26 protein-coding genes are annotated in these 26,044 nt (G+C 73.8%); 19 read left to right on the forward strand and 7 right to left on the reverse strand.

Features of this window, described 5'->3' with window-relative positions; translation table 11 throughout:
• Nucleotides 1-186 precede the first annotated feature (186 nt).
• The 12 genes from ACZ597_RS29860 to ACZ597_RS29915 all read left to right on the forward strand — a co-directional run bounded on the left by ACZ597_RS29860 (nt 187) and on the right by ACZ597_RS29915 (nt 13,095).
• Complete coding sequence (locus ACZ597_RS29860) at nt 187-2,205, forward strand: tetratricopeptide repeat protein (RefSeq protein WP_471336538.1); 2,019 nt, start codon at nt 187-189, stop codon at nt 2,203-2,205.
• Nucleotides 2,206-2,356: 151 nt separating this feature from the next.
• Nucleotides 2,357-3,472 (forward strand): alanine dehydrogenase, encoded by a 1,116-nt coding sequence (ald, locus tag ACZ597_RS29865; RefSeq protein ID WP_470846182.1) that lies wholly within the window; start codon nt 2,357-2,359, stop codon nt 3,470-3,472.
• 326 nt (nt 3,473-3,798) lie between these two features.
• Entirely contained in the window at nt 3,799-4,959 is a 1,161-nt protein-coding gene (locus ACZ597_RS29870) for a ParA family protein (protein WP_125604141.1), read from the forward strand.
• Nucleotides 4,944-5,459: a hypothetical protein gene (locus tag ACZ597_RS29875; RefSeq protein WP_471336542.1), complete on the forward strand. Its 516-nt coding sequence runs from the start codon at nt 4,944-4,946 to the stop codon at nt 5,457-5,459. The genes ACZ597_RS29870 and ACZ597_RS29875 overlap by 16 nt, the downstream gene beginning before the upstream one ends.
• A 373-nt stretch (nt 5,460-5,832) precedes the next feature.
• Nucleotides 5,833-6,801 (forward strand): segregation and condensation protein A, encoded by a 969-nt coding sequence (locus tag ACZ597_RS29880; RefSeq protein ID WP_471336543.1) that lies wholly within the window; start codon nt 5,833-5,835, stop codon nt 6,799-6,801.
• Nucleotides 6,798-7,418 (forward strand): SMC-Scp complex subunit ScpB, encoded by a 621-nt coding sequence (scpB, locus tag ACZ597_RS29885; protein WP_471336545.1) that lies wholly within the window; start codon nt 6,798-6,800, stop codon nt 7,416-7,418. Before ACZ597_RS29880 ends, scpB begins: the two co-directional genes overlap by 4 nt.
• Nucleotides 7,418-8,740, forward strand: coding sequence for a pseudouridine synthase (locus tag ACZ597_RS29890; protein ID WP_471336547.1), 1,323 nt, complete (start codon nt 7,418-7,420; stop codon nt 8,738-8,740). The genes scpB and ACZ597_RS29890 overlap by 1 nt, the downstream gene beginning before the upstream one ends.
• A gap of 137 nt (nt 8,741-8,877) precedes the next feature.
• Nucleotides 8,878-9,486 (forward strand): nicotinamide riboside transporter PnuC, encoded by a 609-nt coding sequence (pnuC, locus tag ACZ597_RS29895; protein WP_471336549.1) that lies wholly within the window; start codon nt 8,878-8,880, stop codon nt 9,484-9,486.
• On the forward strand, nt 9,483-10,571 hold the full coding sequence (locus ACZ597_RS29900; protein ID WP_471336552.1) for an AAA family ATPase: 1,089 nt from the start codon (nt 9,483-9,485) through the stop codon (nt 10,569-10,571). The genes pnuC and ACZ597_RS29900 overlap by 4 nt, the downstream gene beginning before the upstream one ends.
• Nucleotides 10,535-11,293: an NUDIX hydrolase gene (locus ACZ597_RS29905; RefSeq protein WP_471336845.1), complete on the forward strand. Its 759-nt coding sequence runs from the start codon at nt 10,535-10,537 to the stop codon at nt 11,291-11,293. Before ACZ597_RS29900 ends, ACZ597_RS29905 begins: the two co-directional genes overlap by 37 nt.
• Nucleotides 11,290-12,306, forward strand: coding sequence for an ADP-ribosylglycohydrolase family protein (locus ACZ597_RS29910; RefSeq protein WP_471336555.1), 1,017 nt, complete (start codon nt 11,290-11,292; stop codon nt 12,304-12,306). The genes ACZ597_RS29905 and ACZ597_RS29910 overlap by 4 nt, the downstream gene beginning before the upstream one ends.
• A 3-nt stretch (nt 12,307-12,309) precedes the next feature.
• On the forward strand, nt 12,310-13,095 hold the full coding sequence (locus ACZ597_RS29915) for a nucleotidyltransferase domain-containing protein (RefSeq protein ID WP_471336557.1): 786 nt from the start codon (nt 12,310-12,312) through the stop codon (nt 13,093-13,095).
• On the opposite strand, the gene ACZ597_RS29920 is transcribed toward ACZ597_RS29915, so the two are convergent.
• The 3 genes from ACZ597_RS29920 to ACZ597_RS29930 form a co-directional block, all read right to left on the reverse strand.
• Complete coding sequence (locus ACZ597_RS29920) at nt 13,092-13,772, reverse strand: nucleotidyltransferase domain-containing protein (protein ID WP_471336560.1); 681 nt, start codon at nt 13,770-13,772, stop codon at nt 13,092-13,094. The genes ACZ597_RS29915 and ACZ597_RS29920 overlap by 4 nt on opposite strands.
• A gap of 28 nt (nt 13,773-13,800) precedes the next feature.
• Complete coding sequence (locus ACZ597_RS29925; RefSeq protein WP_471336563.1) at nt 13,801-14,265, reverse strand: Rieske (2Fe-2S) protein; 465 nt, start codon at nt 14,263-14,265, stop codon at nt 13,801-13,803.
• Nucleotides 14,266-14,351: 86 nt separating this feature from the next.
• Nucleotides 14,352-14,687, reverse strand: a complete 336-nt coding sequence (locus tag ACZ597_RS29930; RefSeq protein ID WP_471336566.1) for a DUF952 domain-containing protein — start codon at nt 14,685-14,687, stop codon at nt 14,352-14,354.
• Between the two features lie 139 nt (nt 14,688-14,826).
• Between ACZ597_RS29930 and ACZ597_RS29935 the strand changes: the two genes are divergently transcribed.
• From ACZ597_RS29935 to der, 5 genes are all read left to right on the forward strand, one after another.
• Complete coding sequence (locus tag ACZ597_RS29935) at nt 14,827-15,270, forward strand: YidB family protein (protein WP_471336569.1); 444 nt, start codon at nt 14,827-14,829, stop codon at nt 15,268-15,270.
• Between the two features lie 195 nt (nt 15,271-15,465).
• The gene (locus tag ACZ597_RS29940) at nt 15,466-16,554 is read left to right on the forward strand and encodes a prephenate dehydrogenase (RefSeq protein ID WP_471336572.1); all 1,089 of its coding nucleotides are present in this window, start codon (nt 15,466-15,468) and stop codon (nt 16,552-16,554) included.
• A 95-nt stretch (nt 16,555-16,649) separates the two neighbouring features.
• Nucleotides 16,650-17,351, forward strand: coding sequence for a (d)CMP kinase (cmk, locus tag ACZ597_RS29945; protein ID WP_471336575.1), 702 nt, complete (start codon nt 16,650-16,652; stop codon nt 17,349-17,351).
• A 56-nt stretch (nt 17,352-17,407) separates the two neighbouring features.
• On the forward strand, nt 17,408-17,995 hold the full coding sequence (locus tag ACZ597_RS29950) for a lysophospholipid acyltransferase family protein (protein WP_405983143.1): 588 nt from the start codon (nt 17,408-17,410) through the stop codon (nt 17,993-17,995).
• A 75-nt stretch (nt 17,996-18,070) separates the two neighbouring features.
• Complete coding sequence (gene der, locus ACZ597_RS29955) at nt 18,071-19,534, forward strand: ribosome biogenesis GTPase Der (protein ID WP_471336578.1); 1,464 nt, start codon at nt 18,071-18,073, stop codon at nt 19,532-19,534.
• A gap of 13 nt (nt 19,535-19,547) precedes the next feature.
• On the opposite strand, the gene ACZ597_RS29960 is transcribed toward der, so the two are convergent.
• Nucleotides 19,548-19,967: a hypothetical protein gene (locus ACZ597_RS29960; RefSeq protein ID WP_471336580.1), complete on the reverse strand. Its 420-nt coding sequence runs from the start codon at nt 19,965-19,967 to the stop codon at nt 19,548-19,550.
• A gap of 158 nt (nt 19,968-20,125) precedes the next feature.
• A complete protein-coding gene (locus ACZ597_RS29965) occupies nt 20,126-20,941 on the reverse strand; it encodes a hypothetical protein (protein ID WP_471336583.1) in 816 nt (271 codons plus the stop codon).
• Between the two features lie 303 nt (nt 20,942-21,244).
• Here ACZ597_RS29965 and ACZ597_RS29970 point away from each other — a divergent pair, with 303 nt between their 5' ends.
• Both ACZ597_RS29970 and ACZ597_RS29975 read left to right on the forward strand, forming a co-directional pair.
• Nucleotides 21,245-21,979: a transglycosylase family protein gene (locus ACZ597_RS29970; protein ID WP_471336586.1), complete on the forward strand. Its 735-nt coding sequence runs from the start codon at nt 21,245-21,247 to the stop codon at nt 21,977-21,979.
• A 340-nt stretch (nt 21,980-22,319) separates the two neighbouring features.
• Nucleotides 22,320-23,291: a helix-turn-helix transcriptional regulator gene (locus ACZ597_RS29975; protein WP_471336589.1), complete on the forward strand. Its 972-nt coding sequence runs from the start codon at nt 22,320-22,322 to the stop codon at nt 23,289-23,291.
• A gap of 268 nt (nt 23,292-23,559) precedes the next feature.
• On the opposite strand, the gene ACZ597_RS29980 is transcribed toward ACZ597_RS29975, so the two are convergent.
• Both ACZ597_RS29980 and ACZ597_RS29985 read right to left on the reverse strand, forming a co-directional pair.
• On the reverse strand, nt 23,560-24,624 hold the full coding sequence (locus ACZ597_RS29980; RefSeq protein WP_471336592.1) for a phosphatase PAP2 family protein: 1,065 nt from the start codon (nt 24,622-24,624) through the stop codon (nt 23,560-23,562).
• A gap of 266 nt (nt 24,625-24,890) precedes the next feature.
• Nucleotides 24,891-26,021, reverse strand: a complete 1,131-nt coding sequence (locus tag ACZ597_RS29985) for a hypothetical protein (protein ID WP_471336849.1) — start codon at nt 26,019-26,021, stop codon at nt 24,891-24,893.
• Nucleotides 26,022-26,044: the final 23 nt, after the last annotated feature.

Genomic DNA, 26,044 nt, shown 5'->3' on the forward strand with positions numbered 1-26,044 from the left:
GCGGGGGTCGGGGCGGAGCCCCCGGGGAACGGGCGAAGGGCGGGGCCGGGAGCAGCCCGCGCAGCGGCGCACGACCCGCGGACGACCCATCGGCCCCGGACGGCCGGCATCGGACCAGTAATAGGGACATCGGCTGATCCGATCGGGCGATCTACGGGCCGCGCTCCCCGCAGCCCGTCGCTCTGCGTGAACTACGCTCAGCAACCCGAAGGCAGGGAGAGGAGCGGATCCGTGGCGGATTTCGTCGGGCGGCGGCGTGAGCTCAAGGAGCTGCGCGAGGACATCGCGCGGACCGGGCTCGACACCCTCTCGGGCCGCAAGGCGAAGGCCCCCCGCGCGCGGGTGCTGCTCGTCGCCGGGCGCCCCGGGTCCGGGCGGACCGCGCTCGCCGAGGCGTTCGTGCGCGAGGTCGCCCCCCAGTACCCCGACGGCCTGCTCCGGGTGCGGCTCACCGAGCCCGGAGGGGAGCCCGTCGACACCGAGCGGGCGGTCCGGACCCTGCTGGAGGGGCTCGGGGAGCGCACCCCGCCCGGGGCCGGTGAGGACGACCTCAGCGCCGCCCTGCGGGAGGCCCTCAAGAACCGGCGGGCGATCCTGCTCGTCGACGACGCCGCCGACCCGCACCAGGTCGACGCCCTGCTCCCCGACACCCCCGAGTGCCTGGTCGTGGTCACCGCCGAGGGCCCGCTCACCGGGATCCCCGACGTCCGCCCCTGCACCCTCGGCGGCCTCGACCCCGTGTCCGCCGTCGGCCTGCTCGCCCGGCTCATCGGCGACACCCGCGTCACCGTCGACCCCCGTGCCGCCGAGGACCTCGCCGAAGAGTGCGGGGGGCTGCCCGCCGCACTGGCCCTCGCCGGCGGCTGGCTCGCCGCCCACCCCAAGGCCGCCGTCGCCGACCTGGCCAAGCAGCTCCACGACATGCCCCCCGGCACCGCCGGCCCGCTCGGCCGCGCCTTCCGGCTGGCCTACGAGTCCCTGCCCCAGCCGGCCCGCCGCACCCTGCACCTGCTGCCGCTGGCCCCGGCCGGGTACCTCGACTCGCACACCGCCTCGGCCCTGGCCGGCTGCTCGGTGGCCGCGGCCCAGTCCACCCTGGAGGACTTCGCCGCGCTGGGCCTCGTACGGCCCGCCCCGGACGGCCTCTTCATGCTCCCCGGCTGCCTCGCGCCCTTCCTCCAGGCCCTGCTGGAGACCAAGGAGCGCCCCGCCGAGGTACAGCTGGCCCGTGCCCGGATGCTGGAGCGGACCGTGCGGCTGCTCACCTCGTGCCGGGCCATGGCCGACACGGACGAGGACGACGACGGGCTGCTGCGCGAGCACCTGGACGGGACGCCCCGGGCCCTGCGCTTCCCCGACCGCCGGGCGGCCGCCACCTGGCTCGACACCCGGCTGCCCGCGCTGACCTCGGCCGCGCACCTGGCCGTGGCGGACGGCGGGCTCGACACGCTGGCCCGCAGGCTGGTCTCCGCCCTGGTCCGAGCGCTGGCCGGGCACCGGGGCACCGAGGCGGCCGCGCCCGAGCTGTACGGGCTGCACCGCCTGGTACTGGACGTGGCCGAGCGGCGCGGCCTGCACCGGGAGCGGGCCGCGGCCCTGCTGAACCTGGCCGATCTGGACGCCGAGACCGGCCGGACCCAGGAGGCGCTGGCGCGGTACCGGGCCGCGCTGGGCGCGGGGAAGGCCGCGAAGGACCCGTACGCGACGGGCCGCGCGATGGAATCCGTAGGCGGGGCGTACCAGGAGCTGGCGGACTGGTCCCGGGCCTCCGACTGGTTCGGCCGCGCCCTGGCCCACGCCCTGGCGCGCGGCGAGCGGGCGGACGAGGCCAGGCTCTACGGCCGGCTCGGCAACGTGCACACCTACGCGGGCCGCTACGGGGAGGCCCTGCGCAGCTGGCGCGCGGCCGCGGCGGGCTACCGCCGGCTGGCCGATGTCCCCGGCCAGGCAAAGGCGTTGAGCGAGATGGCGCGGGTCCAGGAGTACGCCGGCAGGCCCGAGGAATCCCTGCACACCTGCCGCGAGGCGATCGAGCTGGCGCGCCGCGCGGGGGACCAGCGACTTCAGGCCGCGCTCCAGGTCCGGCTGGCCGACACGCTGGACCGTCTGGGTGACCCGGCGGCGGCGAGGCTGCACCGTTCGGCCGCTGACAGATTGCTGGGAGACGACCCCGCAGCCTGCGAAATCCGTAGTGTGTCCGACTGAACTTATTGGTTTGCAAGGCTAGACAGCGACTCATCCTTCATTAGACTGGCTTCACCACGACATCAGTGGTGCATCCCGTTGCGCGTTCTTGTGGGCGGGTATGTATGGAAGTGCCCCGTAATATCCCCTGAGCCAAGGACCGTGATCGACGATGAAGGTCGGCATCCCCCGCGAGGTCAAGAACAACGAGTTCCGGGTCGCCATCACGCCCGCCGGCGTGCATGAGCTGGTCCGCAACGGCCACCAGGTCTTCATCGAGCAGAACGCCGGTGTCGGCTCCTCGATCACGGACGCCGAGTACGTCGCCGCCGGTGCCGAGATCCTCGGCACCGCCGACGAGGTCTGGGCCACCGCGGACCTCCTGCTGAAGGTCAAGGAGCCCATCGCGGAGGAGTACCACCGCCTCCGCAAGGACCAGACCCTCTTCACCTACCTGCACCTCGCGGCCTCCCGCGAGTGCACGGACGCCCTGCTGGAGTCCGGCACCACCGCCATCGCGTACGAGACGGTCGAGCTCGCCAACCGCGCGCTGCCGCTGCTCGCCCCGATGTCCGAGGTCGCGGGCCGCCTGGCCCCGCAGGTCGGCGCCTACCACCTGATGCGCTCGGCCGGCGGCCGCGGCGTCCTCCCCGGCGGTGTCCCCGGCACCCACGCCGGCGAGTGCGTGGTCATCGGCGGCGGCGTCTCCGGCTGGAACGCGGCGCAGATCGCCATCGGCATGGGCTTCCACGTGACCCTGCTCGACCGCGACATCAACAAGCTCCGCGAGGCCGACAAGATCTTCGGCACGAAGATCAAGACGATCGTCTCCAACGCCTACGAGCTGGAGAAGGCCGTCATCGAGGCCGACCTCGTCATCGGCGCCGTGCTGATCCCGGGTGCGAAGGCCCCGAAGCTGGTCACCAACGAGCTCGTCGCCAAGATGAAGCCCGGAAGTGTCCTTGTCGACATTGCGATCGACCAGGGCGGCTGCTTCGAGGACTCCCGTCCGACCACCCACGCCGAGCCGACCTTCCAGGTCCACAACTCGGTCTTCTACTGCGTCGCCAACATGCCGGGCGCGGTCCCGAACACCTCCACCTACGCCCTGACGAACGCGACCCTGCCGTACATCGTGCAGCTCGCGAACCTCGGCTGGGTCGAGGCGCTGCGCCGTGACCCGGCGCTGGCGCTGGGCCTCAACACCCATGACGGCAAGGTCGTTTACGGCCCCGTCGCCGAGGCCCACGGCCTCGAGACCCTTGAGCTCAGCACGCTGCTCGGCTGAACCGTCAACGACTGACGTCAATCTCACGTATCCGGCCGGACCTTGCCCGCAAGGTCCGGCCGGACGCGTTTGCGGCATGCCCGCGGAGCCCGCTCAACTCGCCTCGAACGTAACCCTTTAACCCTTTCGCGCACCCGCGAAACTTCGCAGTGACAGCGCGCACGCCCTTGACAGAGTGGTGTTCGGTTGCCGACACATCGTGCCGGGTACGGCGGATTGTGTTGCCGCTGGGCGGTGACACGCCATAGAGTCGCCAACCGTCGGCATGGTGCAACGCTGACCTATCGATAAGTGTCCTGGTCACGTCCGAGGAGGTAAGACGACTTGTGAATGAGTCGACATTTGCTCCTGGAGGTGGTCGAGCAGGGACGCCTGAGCGGGGACAGGGTCCTGCCGGGCTCGAAGCTGTCGGCTCCGTCGCGGTCCGCACCTTCGCAAACCACCAGCACATGACGACGCCCCAAAAGAGCATGGACGGCCTAGACGTGAACTCCACGGCCGGCGACCACGGTGGCGATACGCCCATTGGTTTCGCCGACTACGACCAGGTGCCCGAGGGGCACTTCTACGACCCCGACGCGGAATACGAGCCCGACCCCGAGTACGCGGCCACCCTCGCGCCCGACGCTGCCCGCCAGCGCCGCGAGCGGATCGGCCCGACCGGACGCCCGCTCCCGTACTTCCCGATCCCGGGTCCGCTGACCGACCACGGTCCGGCGAAGATCATCGCGATGTGCAACCAGAAGGGCGGCGTGGGCAAGACCACGTCGACCATCAACCTGGGTGCCGCGCTCGCCGAGTACGGGCGCCGCGTGCTGCTCGTCGACTTCGACCCGCAGGGCGCGCTGTCCGTGGGCCTCGGCGTGAACCCGATGGAACTCGACCTGACGGTCTACAACCTGCTCATGGAGCGGGGCATGTCGGCCGACGAGGTGCTGCTCAAGACCGCGGTCCCCAACATGGACCTGCTGCCGAGCAACATCGACCTGTCCGCCGCCGAAGTGCAGTTGGTGAGCGAGGTCGCGCGCGAGTCCACGCTCCAGCGGGCGCTGAAGCCCCTGATGGCCGACTACGACTACATCGTGATCGACTGTCAGCCCTCGCTCGGCCTGCTGACGGTGAACGCCCTGACGGCGGCTCACAAGGTCATCGTGCCGCTGGAATGCGAGTTCTTCGCGCTGCGCGGTGTCGCGCTGCTGACGGAGACCATCGAGAAGGTCCAGGAGCGGCTCAACCCGGAGCTGGAGCTCGACGGCATCCTCGCCACCATGTACGACTCCCGTACGGTGCACAGCCGCGAGGTGCTGGCGCGCGTGGTCGAGGCCTTCGACGACCACGTCTACCACACGGTCATCGGCCGGACGGTGCGCTTCCCGGAGACCACGGTCGCCGGCGAGCCGATCACCACGTACGCGTCCAACTCCGTCGGCGCCGCCGCCTATCGCCAGCTGGCCAGGGAGGTGCTCGCCCGGTGTCCCGCCGAGTGAGTCTGCCCGGAGCCGACGAACTGTTCCGCACGACCGGGGGGATGGCCCTCCAGTCGTCCTCGCCGCGGCGGGGCGCCGAGGAGGCGCCGGCGGGCGGGGGCGCGGGCGGGGAACACGCGGCCGCACCGGCGGACGGCACGACGCGGACCACGGGAGAGGCCCGGGGCCGGGAGGCCGCGGAGACCGGGGCGGGCTCGGTGGGCGCGCAGCGCAGGCCGCAGGAAGGTTCTGCCAGCGCCGGGCCCCGGCAGGGCAAGGGCCAGGGCCGGGGCGCGAACCGGCGGCCGAGCGGGCGCGAGCGGCACGACGAGAAGATCACGGTCTACGTCTCCGCGGAGGAGCTCATGGACCTGGAGCACGCCCGTCTGGTGCTCCGCGGTGAGCACGGGCTCGCGGTCGACCGGGGGCGCATCGTGCGCGAGGCGGTCGCGGTCGTCCTGGCGGACCTGGAGTCGCGCGGCGACGCCAGCATCCTGGTCCGCCGCCTCCGGGGCCGCTGACCCTTTTCGACGCGGTCCTCGCACCGCTCAGCGCTGGCGCGCTTCCCGGGCTTCGGGCCCGCTGCCCCGGACTCCGTCCGGCGGGCCTGGGGCGGGGTCGGTTCGGGTGGCGGGGGCCGGTGGGTCTGGTGCGGGTGGTTGGCCGCTGCGCCGGGCCGGCCCCTCCCCGCCCTTCAGCCGTTCTCGCCTCAAACGCCGGCCGGCATGTCCAGCCCCGCCGGCGTCTGGGGCGCGGGTCCGGGCGGCGCCCGGGAACGGGGGAAGGGCGGGCAGGGGAGCGGCCCCGCGCAGCGGCGGACCCGAAACCGCCCGGCCAGGGCCTAGGCTGCACCCGTGGCCGCTCGGCCGAAACCCCGTACCACCCTGGACCGCGATGCCCCCGAACGAAGACGCCCCCCGCCCGGCCCGCCGGAGCCTGGGCCGCGGCCCAGGGGTGGCCCAGGAGCCCGCTACAGGGGGCCACCAGGAGGCTGACGGGCCGATCCGGGCCCGGGAGGCCCAGGCGGCCCCCCAGGCCGCCGGCGGCCCGCCTGCGGCCGCCGCCGGCGACGGACGGTTCACGTTGCGGCTCGACAACTTCGAGGGGCCCTTCGACCTGCTCCTCCAGCTGATCTCCCGGCACAAGCTCGACGTCACCGAGGTCGCCCTCTCCAAGGTCACCGACGAGTTCATGGCGCACATCCGCGCCATGGGCCCCGACTGGGACCTCGACCAGACCACCGAGTTCCTCGTGGTCGCCGCCACCCTGCTCGACCTCAAGGCCGCCCGCCTGCTGCCCGCCGCCGAGGTCGAGGACGAGGCCGACCTGGCCCTGCTGGAGGCGCGGGACCTGCTCTTCGCGCGGCTGCTCCAGTACAAGGCGTACAAGCAGATCGCCGCGATCTTCCAGGACCGCGCCGAGGCCGAGGGCAAGCGCTACCCCCGCACCGTCGGGCTGGAGCCGCACCACGCGGACCTGCTGCCCGAGGTGGTCATCGGCATCGGCGCCGACGGCCTCGCCCGGCTCGCGGTGCGGGCCATGCAGCCCAAGGCGGCGCCCGAGGTGTACGTGGACCACATCCACGCCCCCCTCGTCAGCGTGCGGGAGCAGGCCGGGCACGTCGTAAGCCTGCTCAAGACGCGTGGCGAGGCGACGTTCCAGGAGCTGACCGAGGACGCCCCCGACACCCTCACCGTCGTCGCGCGCTTCCTGGCGCTGCTGGAGCTGTACCGGGAGAAGGCCGTGGTCCTCGACCAGGCGGACGCCCTGCTCACGCTCACCGTGCGCTGGTGCGGCGGGGACGGCGACGGGATGCCGAAGGTGACGGACGAGTTCGACCAGGTCGTGGAGGGTGCCGAATGAACCGGACGCAGCTCGGGCTGAAGGGCGCGCTGGAGGCCGTGCTGATGGTCGTGGACGAACCCGCGACCGCCGAGCACCTGGCGAAGGTGCTGGACCGCACCCCGCGCGAGGTCGCCGGGGCCCTCTCCGCGCTCGCCGACGAGTACGCCGCGCAGCGCCGCGGCTTCGAGCTGCGGCTGGTCGCCGGGGGCTGGCGGTTCTACACCCGGCCCGAGTACGCGGCCGCCGTGGAGGCCTTCGTCCTGGACGGGCAGCAGGCCCGGCTCACCCAGGCGGCCCTGGAGACCCTGGCGGTGGTCGCGTACCGCCAGCCGGTGAGCCGTTCGCGGGTCTCGGCGGTCCGCGGGGTCAACTGCGACGGGGTCATGCGGACCCTCCTCCAGCGGGGTCTGGTGGCCGAGGCGGGCACGGAACCCGAAACAGGTGCGATCCTGTACAGGACGACGAACTACTTTCTGGAGCGGATGGGCCTGCGCGGCCTGGACGAGCTCCCGGAGCTCGCGCCCTTCCTTCCCGAGGCGGACGCGATCGAAGCCGAGACGCAAGAAGGTGTGCCGTCGTTCGATCCGGACGCACCGGACACTGACGTAGACGACGACAAGACGACGGAACTTTGATGCGAAGCAGCGGCAACGGCAACGGTGGCGGCAACAGGAACAGCGGCGGCAGCAGCGGCGGCGGGCGCGGTAGCGCCCGCGGCGGCGGCTCCGGCGGCGGTGGCGGCTACCGGGGCGGCTCCGGCAGCGGCTCGGGCGGTGGCTACCGGGGCGGTTCCTCCGGCGGCTCGGGCGGTGGCGGCTACCGGGGCGGTTCCTCCGGCGGCTCGGGCGGTGGCGGCTACCGGGGCGGTTCCTCCGGCGGCTCCTCCGGCGGCTCCCGGGACCGCGACCGGGACCAGGCGCCCCAGCGCCCCCGCAACCCGCGCCCCGAGGAGCGCCGCTACGACGTGGGCCCCGAGGGTGAGCGCAGCCGCGGCGGGGCCCGCCCGGGCGGCGGCGGTGCCCGCGGCGCGGCGGCGCGCGGCGGGGCCAAGGGCGGTCCCCGTACCCCCTCCCGCACCCCCGGCATCGGCGGCGCCGGCGGTCCGCGCAGCGGCCCGGGCAGCCGCAGCGGCCAGTCCCGCCCCCGCGAGCTGGACGCGCGGATCGAGGAGCGCGTGCGCGACCGGTACGCCGACAAGCCCGTGATCAAGACCCCGAAGACCTTCCCGGGCGCGGAGCTGGAGGGCGAGCGCCTGCAGAAGGTGCTGGCCCGGGCGGGCATGGGCTCGCGCCGCGCGTGCGAGGAGCTGATCGAGCAGGCCCGCGTCGAGGTCAACGGCGAGATCGTCACCGAGCAGGGCAAGCGCGTCCAGCCGAAGGACGAGATCAAGGTGGACGGCCTCACGGTCGCCACCCAGTCCTTCCTGTTCTTCGCGCTGAACAAGCCCGCCGGCGTCGTCTCCACCATGGAGGACCCGGACGGCCGCCAGTGCCTCGGCGACTACGTCACCAACCGAGAGACCCGTCTCTTCCACGTCGGCCGGCTCGACACCGAGACCGAGGGCATCATCCTCCTCACCAACCACGGTGAGCTGGCCCACCGCCTCACGCACCCCAAGTACGGCGTGCAGAAGACCTACGTCGCCGCGATCACCGGCTCCCTGCCGCGCGACATCGGCAAGCGGCTCAAGGACGGCATCGAGCTGGAGGACGGCTGGGCCCGCGCGGACAACTTCCGCGTCGTCGACCAGGTCGGCAAGAACTACCTGGTCGAGGTGACCCTCCACGAGGGCCGCAAGCACATCGTCCGCCGCATGCTGTCCGAGGCCGGCTTCCCGGTCGACAAGCTCGTGCGGACCTCCTTCGGCCCGATCGAGCTGGGCGACCAGAAGTCGGGCTGGCTGCGCCGCCTGACCAACACCGAGGTCGGCATGCTCATGCGCGAGGTCGGTCTGTAGCCCCCTCGCAGGATCCGGCGGAAGCCCGCAGTGCCCCGGCACTGCGGGCTTCCGCGTTTCCGGGCCCGGTCTCCTTGCCCGGGACCGCCGCACCTGTTTATAGTCAGAGTGACTATTAAAGGGAGCGGATGGCCTGCATGGGCTGGAACACGAGCTGGACCGAGATCCTCGGCTTCGCCACGGGCGCCGTCTGCGTGTGGCTGGTGGCCCGGCAGCACATCGCCAACTGGCCCGTCGGCATCGCCAACAACCTCTTCTTCATCGTGCTGTTCACCCAGGCGGGCCTCTACGCCGACGCCGGCCTCCAGATCGTCTTCATCGCCCTCGCCGCCTACGGCTGGTGGTCCTGGACCCACGGGGGTGGACCAGGAACCGCCACGGCCCTGCCGGTGCGCCGCACCACGCGCGCCGAATGGGCCTGGCTGCTGGTGGCGGGTGCGGTGGGGACCGCCGCCCTGACCCTGCTGCTCGGCCGGGTCAGCGACTCCACCGTCCCGTTCTGGGACGCCCTCACCACCGGGCTCTCCCTCATGGCCACCTACGGGCAGTGCCGCAAGCTCCTGGAGTCCTGGTGGCTGTGGATCGCCGCCGACCTCGTCTACGTCCCGCTCTACGCGTACAAGGGCCTGTACCTGACCTCGGTCCTCTACACGGGATTCCTCGCCCTGTGCGTGGCGGGCCTCGTCGGCTGGCACCGGGCGCTCCCGGCGCGGGGCGCCCGTACGGCCCTGGAGGCGACGGCATGAGCGGCGGCAAGCGCTACGGCCACGGGCTGGTGCTGGGCAAGTTCTACCCGCCGCACGCCGGTCACCACCACCTGGTGCGCACCGCCCAGGACCAGTGCGAACGGCTGACCGTGCTGGTCTGCGCCGCCTCCGTCGAATCCGTGCCGCTCGCCGACCGGGTCGCCTGGATGCGCGAGGAGCACCCCGGCGCGGAGGTCGTCGGCGCGGTCGACGACGTGCCCGTCGACCTGCACGACGCCGGCATCTGGGAGGCGCACATGGCGATCTTCCGCGGCGCCGTGGGCCGGCGCGTGGACGCCGTCTTCACCTCCGAGGAGTACGGGACCGAACTCGCCCGGCGCTTCGGGGCCGAGGAGGTCTGCGTCGACCCCGCGCGCACCCTGTTCCCGGTGTCCGGGACCGCCGTGCGCGAGGACCCGGCCGGCAGCTGGGAGTTCCTCGGACCCGGCGTACGGGCCGCCCTGACCCGCCGGGTCGTCGTCCTGGGCGCCGAGTCCACCGGCACCACCACCCTCTCGCGGGAGCTGGCCGCCCACTACCGCCGCCGCGGCGGGGTGTGGGCGAAGACCGGCTGGGTCGCCGAGTACGGCCGCGAGTACAGCGAGGAGAAGCTCGCGGCGGCCCGCGCCGTCGACCCGGCGGCCTCCTGGGAGGACATGACCTTCACCTCGCGCGAGTTCCCGGTCATCGCCCGCCGCCAGGACGAGGCCGAGGAGCGGGCCGCCCGGCTCGGCTCGCCGGTGCTGTTCTGCGACACCGACTCCTTCGCCACCGGCATCTGGCACGAGCGCTACCTCGGCGGCCGCAACGCGGAGGTGGAGAGGATCGCCGCCCGCCGCCCCCGCGACCTGTACCTGCTCACCGACCACGAAGGAGTGCCCTTCGAGGACGACGGGCTGCGCGACGGGCCGGAACTCAGACCCTGGATGACCGCCCGCTTCCGCCGGGAACTCGCCCGCACCGGCCGGCGTTTCCTGGTCGTGAGCGGGGACCGGCGGACCCGGCTCGACACGGCCGTGGCGGCGGTCGACGGCCTGCTGTCCGAAGGCTGGCACTTCGCGGCGCCCCTCCCGGAGCGCCGGTGAACTACGACCCGTACGCCTTCGAGCCCTTCGCGGTGACCGTCGACCTCGCCGTCCTCACCGTCCGCGGCGGCGCCCTGCACGTCCTGCTGATCCGGCGCGGCCAGGAACCGTACGCGGGCGCCTGGGCGCTCCCCGGCGGCTTCGTCCTGCCCCGGGAGTCCGCCGAGACGGCCGCCCGCCGCGAGCTGGCCGAGGAGACCGGCCTGCCGCCCGCACTGGTCGCCGCCCTGCACCTGGAACAGCTGCGCACCTACAGCGAACCGGACCGGGACCCCCGCATGCGGGTGGTGTCGGTCGCCTTCACCGCCCTGGTCCCCGACATGCCCGAACCGGCCGACGAGGGCGGCGGGGACGCCGACCGCGCCCGCTGGGTGCCGGTGGGGGAGGCCTCGGGACTCGCCTTCGACCACGCGCTGATCCTGGCCGACGCCCGGCAGCGGGTGGGCTCCAAGCTGGAGTACACCTGCCTGGCCACCGCCTTCTGCCCGCCCGAGTTCACCCTCGGGGAGCTCCAGGCCGTCTACGAGACCGTCTGGGACACCTCCCTGGACCGCCCCAACTTCCGCCGCAAGGTCCTCGCCACGCCCGGTTTCGTCGATGCGGTGCCCGGCGCCGCCCGGCTGACCGGCGGCCGCGGCAAACCCGCCGCCCTGTACCGGGCCGGCCCGGCGACCACCCTCCACCCGCCCCTGCTCCGCCCTTCGGAAGGACCCACCCTGTGACCGCCACCAAGCGTGCCGCGACGGGCGCCCTCGTAGGCCTGGCCCTCGGCGACGCCCTCGGCTTCCCGACGGAGTTCAACGACGTCCCGTCGATCCTCGCCAAGACCGGCCCGTGGCGCGAGATGCGGCTGCCGCGCCCCGCGATCGTCACGGACGACACCCAGATGACCCTGGCCCTGGCGCGCGGCATACGGACCGCCGCCGAGCGGGGACCGGTCGGCCCGCTGCGGCTGGCCCGGCCGGTCCGCGAGGAGTTCGTCGACTGGTACCGGTCCCCGGAGAACAACCGCGCCCCCGGCAACACCTGCCTGCGCGCCTGCGCCCTGCTCAAGGACCCCGAGCGCGACTGGCGCGACGCCAGCCAGACCGGCTCCAAGGGCTGCGGCGCCAACATGCGCGTGGCCCCCGTCGGGCTGGTCCCCGGATGGACGGACGAGGAGCGCGCGGGCGCCGCCCAGCTCCAGTCGGCCCTCACCCACGGCCACCCCACCGCACTGGCCGCCTCGGACCTGACCGCCCGCGCCGTGCACCTCCTGGCACAGGGCACCGAGGTCACGGGCCTGGTCGGGGGGCTGCGCTCGTACGCCCTGGAGAACCGCACCCGCTACCACGAGCGCTGGCTCGGCGACCTGTGGATGCGCTCCGCCTCCGACGCCTCGCCGGAGTCCTTCATCGCCCGGGGCTGGGACGAGTGCCTGGCCGTCCTGGACCGGCTCGCGGCCGCCCTGCGCTACCCCTCCCCGGAGACCGACCCCTGCCTGACCACCGGTCAGGGCTGGATCGCCGAGGAGGCCCTGGCCACCGCCCTCCAGTGCTTCCTGCTGTTCCCGGACGAGCCCCTCCTCGCGCTGCGCCGCGCGGCCTGCACCGCCGGGGACTCGGACTCCATCGCCTGCCTGGCCGGCGCCTTCGCCGGAGCCCACCTCGGCGCCGACGTCTGGCCCCGCGACTGGGAGGGCCGCATCGAGTACCGCGAGGAACTCCTCGCCTTCGGCACCCTCTGGGACGCGTGAGCCGTGCTGGACGCCATGGGCATCGACCTCGCCCCCGTCGTGGCGGAGCAGCCGGACCCGCTGCTCTTCGCCACGGTCTCCGGGGCCCACCTGTACGGCTTCCCCTCCCGGGACTCCGACATCGACCTGCGCGGCGCCCACCTGCTGCCGCCGCGCGCCCTGCTCGGCCTGCGCGATCCGGAGGAGACCCGCACCCGGATGTGGGAGGACGACGGGGTCGAACTGGACCTCGTCACGCACGACCTGCGCAAGTTCGTCCGCCTGATGCTGCGGCGCAACGGCTACGTGCTGGAGCAGCTGCTGTCCCCCCTGGTGGTCCACACGACCGGGGCGCACGCGGAGCTGGCCGCGCTGGCCCCGGGCGTGCTCACCGGCCACCACGCCCACCACTACCGGGGCTTCGCCAACACCCAGTGGCGGCTCTTCGAGAAGACGGCCGAGCTGAAGCCCCTGCTCTACGCCTTCCGCGCGCTCCTCACCGGCATCCACCTGATGCGCTCCGCCGAGGTGCAGGCGCACCTGCCGACCCTGCTCGGGGAGGTCCCGGAGGCGCCCTCGTACCTGGGCGCGCTGATCGAGGCCAAGGTGGCCGCCGAGCACGGCGGGTACGAAGGGCCCGCGGTGGACGCGGTCGGGCGGGACTTCGCGGCACTGCACGCGGTGCTGGACGCGGCGCAGGCCGGCACGGCGCTGCCGGAGTACGTGAGCGCGTACGAGGAGCTCGACGAGTTCGTCGTACGCCACCGCACGCCGCTCTGGACGGCTCTGGACGGCTGCGGACGGCTCTAGACGGCCGAGGCGCGGCGGGCGCGGTGGAGGAAGTCCGCCACGCGGGCCCCGTCCGGTTCGGCGGGCAGCGGGCTGGTGGAGAGGGCCGCCTCGGACTCCTCGGCGAGGCGGGTCATCCAGGCGTCGACCTCGTCCCAGCCCAGCTCGCCCCGCTTGACCGCGAGGAACCGCTCGCGGTCGGCGCCCGCGTCGATCGTCAGGCGGCCGGTGCGCAGCAGGTCGCGGCAGGAGGCCAGCAGGCGCAGCAGGTGCATGGCGTGCTTCCAGCGCGGCGCGCCGTGGACGCGGACGTCCGCGAGGAGCTTGCGGTGCTGGGAGACGGCGTACCGGCTGAAGGTGGTGTGGGCCCGGCGGGAGAGGAAGGCCCCGCGCAGGGACAGCAGTTCCTCACCGGTCGGGGTGAGCCGCTCCACCAGCGGGGAGTGCAGGCACTCCAGGATGTTCGGGTTGGCGCGCAGGGCCAGCTCGCAGAAGCGCTCCAGCTCCCAGGAGAACTCCTCCTCCCGGGGCCCCTCGACATGGGTCGGGGGCTTCTCGAACCGCCAGAAGAGCGGCGTGGGGGCGAGGTAGACACCGCGCCGGTCGGTGTCGCTCGCCTCCGTGGCCAGTCCGAAGGCGCGGGAGCCCATCACGCAGGCGTAGATCGTGTGGTCCCGGACCAGGGTGAGGTCGTCCATCCCGGGAGGGTAGGCGGCGCCGTGCCCGCTAGGCGAGCGAGATTTCCCCCTCCGGGGACACGGTGATCTTCTTCTCCGCGAGCGGCTTGACCGCCGGCCCGTGGGCCACGGCCCCGTCGGCGACCTTGAACTTGCTGCCGTGGCAGGGGCAGTCGATCGTGCCGTTCTCGACCTTGTCCACCAGGCAGCCCTGGTGCGGGCAGACGGCCGTGAAGCAGCGGAAGGAGCCGGCCGTCGGCTGGGTGACCACCACCTTCTGCTCCTTGAGGACGGTGCCGCCGCCGACCGGTACCGCGGAGGACTTCACCAGCGGCTCCGCGACCGCGCCCGGCGCCGAGGCCCCCGGGGACGCGCCCGTCTGCGGGGCGGAGGCGGTGCCGGAGCCGGTGTCGGGCTTCTCCGTGTCGGACCCGCAGGCGGCGAGGGTGCCGCCCGCCAGGACGGCGGCTCCGGCCGCCAGTACGGTGCGCCGGGCGGTGTTCGAGTCGGTCATGCGGGGCTCCTTGCTGGGTGGCCGGGATGGCGAGGTGCATCCTGGCGTGCGGCGGGCCCCAGGAGAAGCCCGCCACACCGTCTGTCTCACTCCGGCCGCCAGGGGACCAGGTCCGCCGGACCGCCGGGGGTGCGTACGACCTCCCACACGCGGGAGACGGCGTCGCGGTTCAGCGGCCCGTGGACGTGGGGGTACGGGTCGCCGGGCCCGGTGCGGCGGACCTCCGCCGTCAGGGCCGCCTCGTCGAGCTCGACGGCGAGCAGGACGCCGGGCGCCCCGCGGTAGTGGGAGCCGGCGATGGCGAGCACGGTGGGCCGGTCCGCCGAGCAGTGCACGAAGCCCTCGGAGGCGAGCGAGCCGGGGGCGTACGGGGACTCGGGAGCGGCACTCCAGTCGGCGAGCGGAACGATGTGGAAGATCATGCGGGTGGTTCTACCGCACCCGCTCCGAGAGCCGTGCGCCAAGTGGCAGTACGGGATGATCTGGGTGACATTGTCCGTGTCTCGAAGCCGGGCCCGACACCGACGCGCGCCCGGTCCCCCTTCGAAAGGCAACAGGACCATGGCGGGTAATGACCTCGGCTCCCTCCTCGGCGGACTCCTCGGCGGCGGCCAGGGAGGCAGCGGCGGCGCGGCGGGCGGCGGCGGCAACATCCTCGGCGCCCTGCTCGGAGCCCTGATGGGCGGCGGCGCGGGCGGCGCCCAGGCCGGAGGCGCGAACAACCCCCTCGGCGGCCTGCTGGACATGCTGACCAAGTCCGGCCTCGCCGACCAGGCCCAGTCCTGGATCGGCACCGGCGAGAACCAGCCCGTCAGCGGTGCCCAGATCAAGGAGGCGCTGCCGGACGACGCCCTCCGGCAGGCGGCCCAGCAGGCGGGCGTCAGCCCCGACGAGGCCGCCGACCAGCTGGCCCAGGCGCTCCCGCAGGCCGTCGACAAGCTGACCCCGACCGGCCAGGTGCCCACGGAGTCGCTGGAGGACATCATCCGCAAGCAGAACCTCTGACGAGGAGTCGCTGACGCGGGCCGCTGACGAGGGCCGCCGACGAGGGCCGCTGACAAGAACGGCCGACCACGGCAAGATCGTCCGCGAGGACCCGGCCCCGTCCACAGGGCGGACCGCCGGGTCCTTTCGCGATACCGAGTCGCTACCCTGAGTCAGGCCCATCCCGTCGTTACGCGATCACCCTTGGAGCGCCCCGTGAGAACCGCCGTCGTCATCGGAACCGGACTGATCGGCACCTCCGCGGCGCTCGCCCTGACCGCCCGGGGCATCAGCGTCCACCTCGTCGACCACGACCCCGCGCAGGCCCGTACGGCCGCCGCCATGGGCGCCGGCACGGACGACGCCCCCGAGGGCCAGGTGGACCTCGCGGTCGTCGCCGTACCGCCGGCCCACGTGGCCGCCGCGCTGGCCGACGCGATCGGACGCGGGACGGCCCGCGCCTACGTGGACGTGGCCAGCGTCAAGGGCGGCCCGCGCCGGGAACTCGCCGCGCTGGGCGCCGACACCTCCGCCTACATCGGCACCCACCCCATGGCGGGCAAGGAGCGCTCGGGCCCGCTGGCGGCCACGGCGGACCTGTTCGAGGGCCGGCCCTGGGTGCTGACCCCGACCAGGGAGACCGACCACGAGGTCCTCAACCTCGCCCTGGAGCTCGTCGCCCTGTGCCGGGCCGTCCCGGTGGTGATGGACGCCGACGCCCACGACCGCGCGGTGGCGCTGGTCTCGCACACCCCGCAGCTGGTGTCTAGCATGGTCGCCGCCCGCCTGGAGGACGCCGACGAGACGGCCGTGCGGCTGTGCGGCCAGGGCATCCGCGACGTGACCCGCATCGCGGCCTCCGACCCCCGGATGTGGGTGGAGATCCTCTCGGCCAACCCGGGACCGGTCGCCGACGTCCTGGCCGGCATCGCCGCCGACCTGGAGGAGACCGTGGAGGCCCTGCGGGGCCTCCAGTCCGCCGACGAGACCGAGCGCAAGGGCGGCGCGGCGGGCATCGAGGACGTCCTCAAGCGCGGCAACGCCGGCCGGGTCCGGGTCCCCGGCAAGCACGGCGCGGCGCCCATGGCGTACGAGACCGTCGGGGTGTTCATCAGCGACAAGCCCGGCGAGCTGGCGCGGATCTTCGCGGACGCGGGCCGCGCCGGGGTCAACATCGAGGACGTGCGGATCGAGCACGCCACGGGCCAGCAGGCCGGTCTCGTGCAGCTCATGGTGGAACCCAGGGCGGTCGCGGCCCTGACCGCGGAGCTCCGCGAGCGGGGCTGGGCGCTGCGGCAGCAGTAGGCCGGGAACGGCGGGCGCCCGGGGCCGGTAACCTGGTGCGGGGGCGCCTTTGGCGCGCCCGCACACGTACGCGCAACCAGGAAGGTGCCCGCACCGTGGAAACCGCCGCTCCGTCCGCCGTGATCGTCGCCATCGACGGTCCCTCCGGCACGGGCAAGTCCAGCACCTCCAAGGCCGTGGCCGCCAAGCTCGGGCTGCGATACCTGGACACCGGTGCCCAGTACCGGGCCATCACCTGGTGGATGATCACCAACGGCGTCGACACCGACGACCCGCAGGCGATCGCCCTCGCGGCCGGCAAGCCGGCCATCGTCTCCGGCACGGACCCGGCCGCCCCCACCATCACGGTGGACGGCCTGGACGCCTCCGGCCCGATCCGCACCCAGGAGGTCACCTCCAAGGTCAGCGCCGTCAGTGCCGTCCCCGAGGTGCGCACCCTGATCACCGACCTCCAGCGCTCCATCGCCGCCGAGGCGGCCGAGGAGGCCGACGGGATCGTGGTCGAGGGCCGGGACATCGGCACGACCGTCCTGCCCGACGCCGACCTCAAGATCTTCCTGACGGCCTCGGCCGAGGCCCGCGCCGCCCGCCGCAGCGGCGAGCTGCGCGGCAAGGAGGCCACGGACCTCGCGGCCACCAAGGAAGCCCTGATCAAGCGGGACGCCGCCGACTCCGGCCGCAAGACGTCCCCGCTCGCCAAGGCCGGCGACGCGGTCGAGGTGGACACCACCGACCTCACCCTCGACCAGGTCATCGAGTGCGTCGTGACCCTGGTCGAAGAACGGCGCGCCAAGTGAGCGGTACGCCCTCCCCCAAGGGCGCGGCGGTCGGCAGGCGCATCGGCATCGGCCTCATGTACGGGCTGTGGAAGCCGCGCGTGCTGGGGGCCTGGAAGGTGCCCGCCTCCGGCCCCGTCATCCTGGCCGTGAACCACGCGCACAACATCGACGGACCCATGGTCATGGGCACCGCGCCGAGGCCGCTGCACTTCCTGATCAAGAAGGAGGCGTACGTCGGCCCGCTCGGCCCCTTCCTGGAGGGGATCGGGCAGGTGAAGGTGGACCGCACCGGCACCGACCGGACCGCGATCAGCCGTGCCCTCGGCGTCCTGGAGAACGGCGGCGCCCTGGGGATATTCCCCGAGGGCACCCGCGGCGAGGGGGACTTCGCGTCCCTGCGCGCCGGGCTGGCCTACTTCGCCGTCCGCAGCGGTGCCCCGGTCGTGCCCGTCGCCGTCCTGGGCAGCACCGAGGCCAAGGGCAGGCTCGTCAAGGGCCTGCCGCCGCTGCGCAGCCGGGTCGACGTGGTCTTCGGCTCCGCCTTCGACGCCGGGGACGGCACGGGCCGTCGTACGCGCACCGCGCTGGACGAGGCCACCGCACGCATCCAGGGACGGCTGACCGCCCACCTGGCCGACGCCAAGCGCCTCACCGGGCGCTGAGCGAGACTTGACCTAGTAGTGGAACCGCGTAGCGCGGGCGCCACCGATCACCACGAACGACGAGGAACGGACTTCATGAACGACCAGCACGACCACGGAGCACTTGGCGACGCCGAGTACGCGGAGTTCATGGAGCTCGCCGCGGAGGAAGGCTTCGACCTCGAAGAGGTCGAGGGCGCGATCGAGGAGGCCGGCCACGGCCCGCTCCCCGTCCTCGCCGTCGTCGGCCGCCCGAACGTGGGCAAGTCGACCCTGGTGAACCGCATCATCGGCCGCCGCGAGGCCGTCGTCGAGGACAAGCCGGGCGTCACCCGCGACCGCGTCACGTACGAGGCCGAGTGGGCGGGCCGCCGCTTCAAGGTCGTCGACACCGGCGGCTGGGAGCAGGACGTCCTCGGCATCGACGCCTCCGTCGCCGCCCAGGCCGAGTACGCCATCGAGGCCGCCGACGCGGTCGTCTTCGTCGTGGACGCCAAGGTCGGCGCCACCGACACCGACGAGGCCGTCGTCAAGCTGCTGCGCCGCTCCGGCAAGCCCGTCGTGCTCTGCGCCAACAAGGTCGACGGCCAGAGCGGCGAGGCCGACGCGGCCTCCCTGTGGTCCCTCGGCCTCGGCCAGCCGCACCCGGTCTCCTCGCTGCACGGCCGCGGCACGGGCGACATGCTCGACGCCGTCCTGGAGGCCCTGCCGGAGGCCCCCGAGCAGACCTTCGGCGGCACGGCCATCGGCGGACCGCGCCGCATCGCCCTGATCGGCCGCCCGAACGTCGGCAAGTCCTCCCTGCTGAACAAGGTCGCGCGCGAGGACCGCGTCGTCGTCAACGAGCTGGCCGGCACCACCCGCGACCCGGTCGACGAGCTGATCGAGCTCGGCGGCGTCACCTGGAAGTTCGTGGACACCGCGGGCATCCGCAAGAAGGTCCACCTCCAGCAGGGCGCCGACTACTACGCCTCGCTGCGCACGGCCGCCGCCGTGGAGAAGGCGGAGGTGGCGGTCATCCTGATCGACACCACCGAGAACATCAGCGTCCAGGACCAGCGCATCATCACCATGGCCGTCGAGGCCGGCCGCGCGATCGTCATCGCCTACAACAAGTGGGACGAGCTGGACGAGGAGCGCCGCTACTACCTCGAGCGCGAGATCGAGACCGAGATGCAGCAGGTCGCCTGGGCGCCCCGCGTCAACGTCTCCGCGAAGACCGGCCGCCACATGGAGAAGCTGGTCCCGGCGATCGAGGCGGCCCTCGCGGGCTGGGAGACCCGAGTCCCCACCGGCCGGCTGAACGCCTTCCTCGGTGAGATCGTCGCGGCCCACCCGCACCCGATCCGCGGCGGCAAGCAGCCCCGCATCCTGTTCGGTACCCAGGCGGGCAGCAAGCCGCCGCGGTTCGTCCTCTTCGCCTCCGGCTTCCTGGAGCACGGCTACCGGCGCTTCATCGAGCGCCGCCTGCGCGAGGAGTTCGGCTTCGAGGGCACCCCGCTCCACATCTCGGTGCGGGTGCGCGAGAAGCGCGGCGCGCAGTACAAGAAGAAGAAGTAGCGGCGGTCCGGGGTCAGTAGCCCCGGCGCGGAGCGGGCGGCAGGGCCGCCGGGATGTGCTGCATCCCGGTCTGGTGCTGCCGCCCGCCGCCGTATCCGGAGCCGCCCGCGTACGAGTACGCCGGCTGGGCCGCCTGCTGCGGGAGGTACGAGGGCTGCCAGCTGTCGGCCTGCTGCCACGCGGAACCGTTCCAGCCGGTGCCGGTGCTGCTGAGGCCGCCGCCGTACGAGCCGCCCGTGCCGCCGCCGTACGAGGTGCCGGTGTACCCGCTGCCGTACGAGAACGCGGTGAAGCCGAGGTCCTCCTCGCCCGTACGGTCTCCCGGCAGCGCCCGGAAGGCGCGCAGGTACTCCGAGTACAGGCTGTCGTAGATCGGGGTGTGCGAGGCGCTGCTCGCACGGAACGGGGCGCGGGAGGGGTCGTATGAATGCACGTATCAGCCAACGAAACCGGCGGCCTGCGGATGCGGGGTGACGGGGCGGAAAACGCAGATCGCCGGGGGTGCGCGGGACGGACCGCGCACCCCCGGCGCATGCCGTCCGGCCCCCTCGGCAGGGGGCGGACGGTCGTTCCGGCGGGGAGGAGTGGGGCTCAGGCGCCCGGCGTACCGGCCAGGGGCATCGAGGCGCCGACCAGCTTGCCGTTGCTCGCGGCCTTGTCCAGGGCGTCGCGGAGGAGGTCCTCGCGCGGCTGCTGGCCGATGGAGCCGACCGGGGCGGCGTAGATGAGCACGCGCTGCGTCTTGTTGACGGCGGCCCGCCAGCCGTCGGTGACGCCCAGCGCCTGGTGGGCCTGCCACCAGGCCACCTGGGGCCCGCCGTCGGTGCCGGGCTGGAGCACGGCGTGCAGCTGCCCGCCGGCCAGCAGGACCGACCAGCCGGCGAGGGCGGAGGGGACCTCGTTGGTGTCGGTGACCGGGATGAAGCCCTGCTCGATGAGGAGGGGGAGGAAGTCGTCGCCGGGGCCGGTGGTGCCGGGGCGGGCGATCGGCGCGGTCGGCTCGACGACCAGCGCGGGGTGCAGCTCCCCGGCGATCAGGACGAGGCCGCTGGTGATGCCGAGGACGGCCTGTCCGCCGGGGACGGACTGCGGGCCCTCGCCGCCGGCCTGCTCCGGGGCGGGGGCCGGGCCGTCGCCGGTGATGCTGCGGACCGCGCCCTGGAGCTGCTCCTCGGACACCTGGACGACCTGGGAGGGGATGCAGGCGGTGTGGGCGAAGGCGAGTACGGCGGTCTCCTCGCCCACGAACAGCACGGTGCTCGTGGGGTCGGTCTCGGGGTCGCCGGGGGTGCGGCAGGAGGTGCAGTCGTAACTGCCCGGGGCGTCGTCGCCGGTGAGCAGCCTGTCGGCTTCTTCGTCACCGATCTCGGCACGTACCTCAAGACTGACGTCGAGCATGCGCGGCACGGGGTGGCTCCTCATTCGTGCGGAGGCCGGGGGGTTCCCGGCTCGCCGGGATCAACGGCGCGGCGGCGGCCGGGGTCACGCCGTTTGAGGGAACGGATTCGAACCGGCCACCCGGAAGAGTGAACCGTCCGACCGCGACTTCTGTTTCGTGTCAACTGTTGGCCCTTCGTGCGCAGTTGGAGCCGCTTTTCGAACGTCTCGGGGTGTTCGAGGCGCCGGCCGGGCGTCGGCCGTCCGGGTGGGGCCCGGGGGAGCGCCGCGTGGCGGGGACGTGGCGGGGCGGGGGCTCCGTAGCGTGAGCCGATGCCCGATCTGTGTACGCGGCGGGCGGCGGCCACCGCTGTGGCCGCGGCGGTCGCCGCGCTGGTGCTCGTTCTCCCGTCGGGTGTCGGCGCGGTCGCCGCGCCGCCCCCGCCCGCCCCGGGCCCCGCGGGGGCCGCGCACCCGGGCTCGCCGGGCGTGATCGGGACGGGGCCGGGGGACTGCGGGCCGGGCGGGCAATGGCCGTGGGACTGCGTCGCCGACTGCGAGAGCAGCGGGCGGTGGGCGGTGAACACCGGCAACGGCTTCTACGGGGGCCTGCAGTTCTGGCAGCCGACCTGGGAGGAGCACGGGGGGCTGGCGTACGCGGCGCGGGCGGACCTGGCCAGCCGCGACCAGCAGATCCGGGTCGCGGAGGAGCTGCTGGCGGTGCAGGGGTGGGAGGCGTGGCCGGTGTGCGCGAAGCGGTACGGGCTGGCGGGGCGGATGCACGTGGTGCGGGCCGGGGACACGCTGGAGGGCATCGCGCGCCGCCGCCGGGTCCCCGGCGGGTGGCGGCCCCTCCACGAGGCCAACCGCCCCGTGATCGGCCCGGACCCGTCCCGCCTGACCCCGGGCCTCCTCCTCACCCTTCCCCCGGCCCCGCCGCCGACACCCCCGCCGCCGCCGACACCCCCGCCGCCGACGGCCCCCGCGGGCCCCGCGGCCCCGCAACCGAAGCCGGCGGCGCCGAAGCCCACCCCGGTCGGGGCCGCGGCGCCTGCGCGGGTGCGCTGAGGCCGAGGTCGTCCGCGGGTGGCGGGCCGCTGCGCGGGCTTGCCCCTCCCCGCCCTTCAACCGTTCTCGCCTCAAGCGCCGGCGCGGCTCAAGACACGGCGCTACCGCGCCCGCGCCTCAAACGCCGACGGGGCTATGGACAGCCCCCCCCGCAAGGGGTCCGGGCGGAGCCCGGGGAACGGTGGAAGGGCCGGTAGGGGACACGGCCCCGCGCAGCGGCCGACCACCCGCACCCGACCCACCGGCCCCGGCCACCGAACCGACCCCGCCCCGCGTCGGACAAGCAGGAGGGGCGGGCCCCGCGCAGCGGCACACCACCCGCACGCCACACAATGGCGGGGTGCTCGAGACCTCCGCGCGACTGCTGCGCCTGCTGTCCCTCCTGCAGGCCCACCGGGAATGGACCGGTGCCGACCTGGCCGCCCGGCTCGGGGTGACGCCCCGGACCGTGCGCCGGGACGTCGACCGGCTCCGGGAGCTCGGGTACCCCGTGAACGCGAGCCCCGGCACCGGCGGCGGGTACCAGCTCGGGGCGGGGGCGGAGCTGCCGCCGCTGCTGCTGGACGACGACGAGGCCGTCGCCGTGGCCGTCGGGCTGCGCACGGCCGCCGGCAACGGCGTCGAGGGGATCGGGGAGGCCTCCGTACGGGCCCTGGCCAAGCTGGAGCAGGTGCTGCCGTCGCGGCTGCGCCGACGGGTCTCGGCGCTCAACGAGTTCACCGTGCCCATGCTGCGCGGGCCGGGCCGCGACACCGTCGACCCCGCCGTGCTCACCGACCTCGCCGCCGTGTGCCGGGACGGCGAGCGGCTCCGGTTCGGGTACCGGGACCACGGCGGCAGCGTCAGCCGCCGTACGGTCGAGCCGCACCGGCTGGTGTGCTCCGAGCGGCGCTGGTACCTCGTCGCCTGGGACCTCGACCGGGAGGACTGGCGGACCTTCCGCGCGGACCGGATCGAGCCCCGCCCGCCGCACGGCCCGCGCTTCGTCCCGCGCCCGGCTCCCGCCGAGGACCTCGCGGCGTACGTCTCGCAGGGCGTGTCGCACCGTGCGTACGCGGCACGGGCGGTGGTGCGGCTCCGCGTCCCGGCGGAGGAGGCGGCGCGGATCATCGGGCCCTCCGACGGGGTGATCGAGCCGGTCGACGCGGAGAGCTGCCTGCTGCGCACCGGGGCGGTGAGCCTCGACGTCCTGGTGATTCACGTCATGCTGATCGGCTGTGAGTTCGAGGTGCTGGAGCCCACCGAGCTGACGGACCGGATCAGGGGTCTGCGGGACCTTCTGGGGCGAGCCGTGGAAGCATCCCCGGAGTAAGTCCGCGGCGCGGAATTCGGGTTCTGCGGCGGAATTCGAAAGGGGTCCCGCAAAGCCGGGATTACCGGCGGCGGCTGTCGACAATCCGTGACACAAGCGTGACCCGGCGCGGAGGAACATCCGCTCAGCGGGCTGACGTGTCCGGACATATGAACGCCGCCCAACGCGGCCCAACGCCGCCCAACGCCGACGGCGGACCGGTCGCTCGGACCGGCCCGCCGTTTTCGCGGTGCGGGGTGGGGCTGTGCGTACCGGCCCCGCTCCGGGGTCAGCCCCCGGTGGCGGGGCGGGCCGAGGCCCCCCGGGCGGTGGCCCGCTCGGTGTGCGCCGGACGGCGGCTGCCGCCCGGGGTGAGCGGGGTGCGCTCGGAGCGGATGACGTGCTGCCGGGAGACCTGGTGCGCGTGCGCGGCGGGGCGCAGCGCGGGGGAGTGCCCGCCGGGGGCCTGGGCGGCGCCGGGTGCCGCGGCCGCGTCCTCGCCGGCGGCGGGGGTGCGGCCGGGCTGCCACTTCCCGCCCGCGGAGAGCAGCGGGGTGAGCGCGGCGGCGACCGGTTCGGAGAGCCGGCCGTCCTCCAGCCGGCGGCGCCACTGCTCGCGCAGTCCGAACACGTAGGCCTCGGTGCGGCCGATGAGCGGCTCGAACCAGGGCAGCGCCAGCATGATGAGCAGTCCGGCGGTCCAGCCGAGGAGCACGTCGCTCACCCAGTGGGTGCCCAGGTAGACGGTGGTGGCGCCGACGCTCAGCGAGAGGACCCCGGAGAGGATGGACAGCACCCGCCGGGTGACGGTGGTGGAGGCCAGGTACGCCAGGATCCCCCAGGTCACGACGGCGTTGGCGGTGTGGCCCGAAGGGAATATATCGCCGCCGGCGAAGAGCTCCGCGGAGCCGATCTGGGTGGCGTAGTGCGGGCCGAGCCGGCCGAGGCCGAGCTTGACGGAGCCGACGGTGATGTTCAGCAGCAGCAGCGCCACGCCGAGTGCGATCAGCGGGCGGAGGGTGTGCTGGCGCCAGGACCGCCAGCCGAGCCAGGCCGCGACCATCACCGCGGTGGGTCCGCGCTGGCCGAGTACGACGAGGTAGTCGAGGAAGGCGTGCACCTGCGGCCACTGCTCGTAGGGCCGGAAGAACATGATCTGCCAGTCCAGGCGGACGAGCCACGAGGTCGTCAGCACGGCCACGACGATCACCAGGTAGAAGGCGAGGGTCGCGGAGAGGAGCACGACGCGGTGCCGGCTCATCTGCGGCGTTTGCAGATGAGCCGGTCGCTCTGGTTCCCGGTCGAGCCGGGCGAACACCGGCTCCAGACGGGCAAGCATTTGGTCAGTACGCACTCAATCGACGTTACCGCGCGTCGAAGCGCACCCCGGGCGAATCGCGCGCTTTGTGATGACCATGTGATGTGGAGTGCGTCTCACGCCGGACTTAATTCCCCTTGTTCCGGCACTTGTTGGAACTTTCCGGATTCAACTCCGGGAGTACCGCCCCGGCAATTATCGGCGTACCTGCACGGTATTCATCGCAGCAGGCCAATTCCTTTGCACAACCATGGATTGGAATGATCCATTCCGTGATCGCGCCCGCACGCCGTCCGACCGGCCTACGGGGGCCCCGAACCGTTCAGCCAGAACGCCCCGTACGCCGCCGAGGCCAGTGCCACGGCCCCCAGCACGGCCGCCGCCCGGCCGGTCCGCCACCGCGCCAGGGCCACCGCGAGGGGCAGCACCAGCGGGAAGGCCGGCAGCAGCAGCCGGGGCTTGGAGCCGAAGTAGCCCGAGGCGCACAGCGCCAGCGCCACCACGATCCCGCAGTACACGAGCAGTGCGGCCGGCTGCCGGTCGCGCACGCACAGCCGGTACAGCCACAGCACCAGCAGCACCCCGGCGATCAGTCCCAGCCCGGCGGGGAACGCGGGGGAGGCCAGCCGCGCTCCGATGAACCGGGCGAAGGCCCAGCCGCCGTCGAATCCGTTGCCCCAGCCCGCCTGCACGTCCAGGTACCCCGTCAGCCCGCCGCCGGTCCTGGCCCCCACCCACAGCGCGTACGCCGCCGCCCCCAGCGGGGCCAGCAGCACCCCGGCCGCCATCGGCCAGGAGCGCTCCCCGCGCCGCCAGGCCAGCGCCGCCGCCACCCACACCGCCGCGACCACCGCCGCCCCGACCGGCCGGGTCAGCCCCGCCCCCGCCGCGAGCAGGCCCGCCACCACCCACCGTCCGCGCAGCACCGCGTACACCGCCCAGGCGGCCAGGGCGGTGAACAGGGATTCGCTGTACGCCATGGACTGCACGATCCCCACCGGCAGCGCCGCCCACAGCGCCACCGCGAGGACCCCGGCGCGCCGCCCGTGGAGCAGGTCGGCGACGGCGAAGACCCCCCACGCGGCGGCGAGCCCCGCCACCGCCGAGACCACCAGGCCGGCCGAGCCGTACGAGAGCCCCGTGGGCACCGCCACCAGCCGCTCCAGCCACGGCAGCAGCGGGAAGAAGGCCAGGTTGGAATGGACGGCCCCGCTCGGCAGGACCACCTCGTACCCGTAGCCCTCGGCGGCGATCCGCGCGTACCAGAGGGAATCCCAGCGGGCCGAGATCAGGGTGTGCGGGCTGCTGCCGGCCGCCGCGCACCACAGCGCGAGCACCGCCAGCACCAGCAGCCGCACCGCGGCGAAGGCTGCGAGCGCGGGCGCGGCACGGCGCGGTCCGGGGTACTTCGCGGGGGCGTCGTCAACGGGCAGAGTTGTCACGGGGACGAGTATCG

The sequence above is a fragment of the Streptomyces sp. NPDC040718 genome (assembly GCF_055593565.1).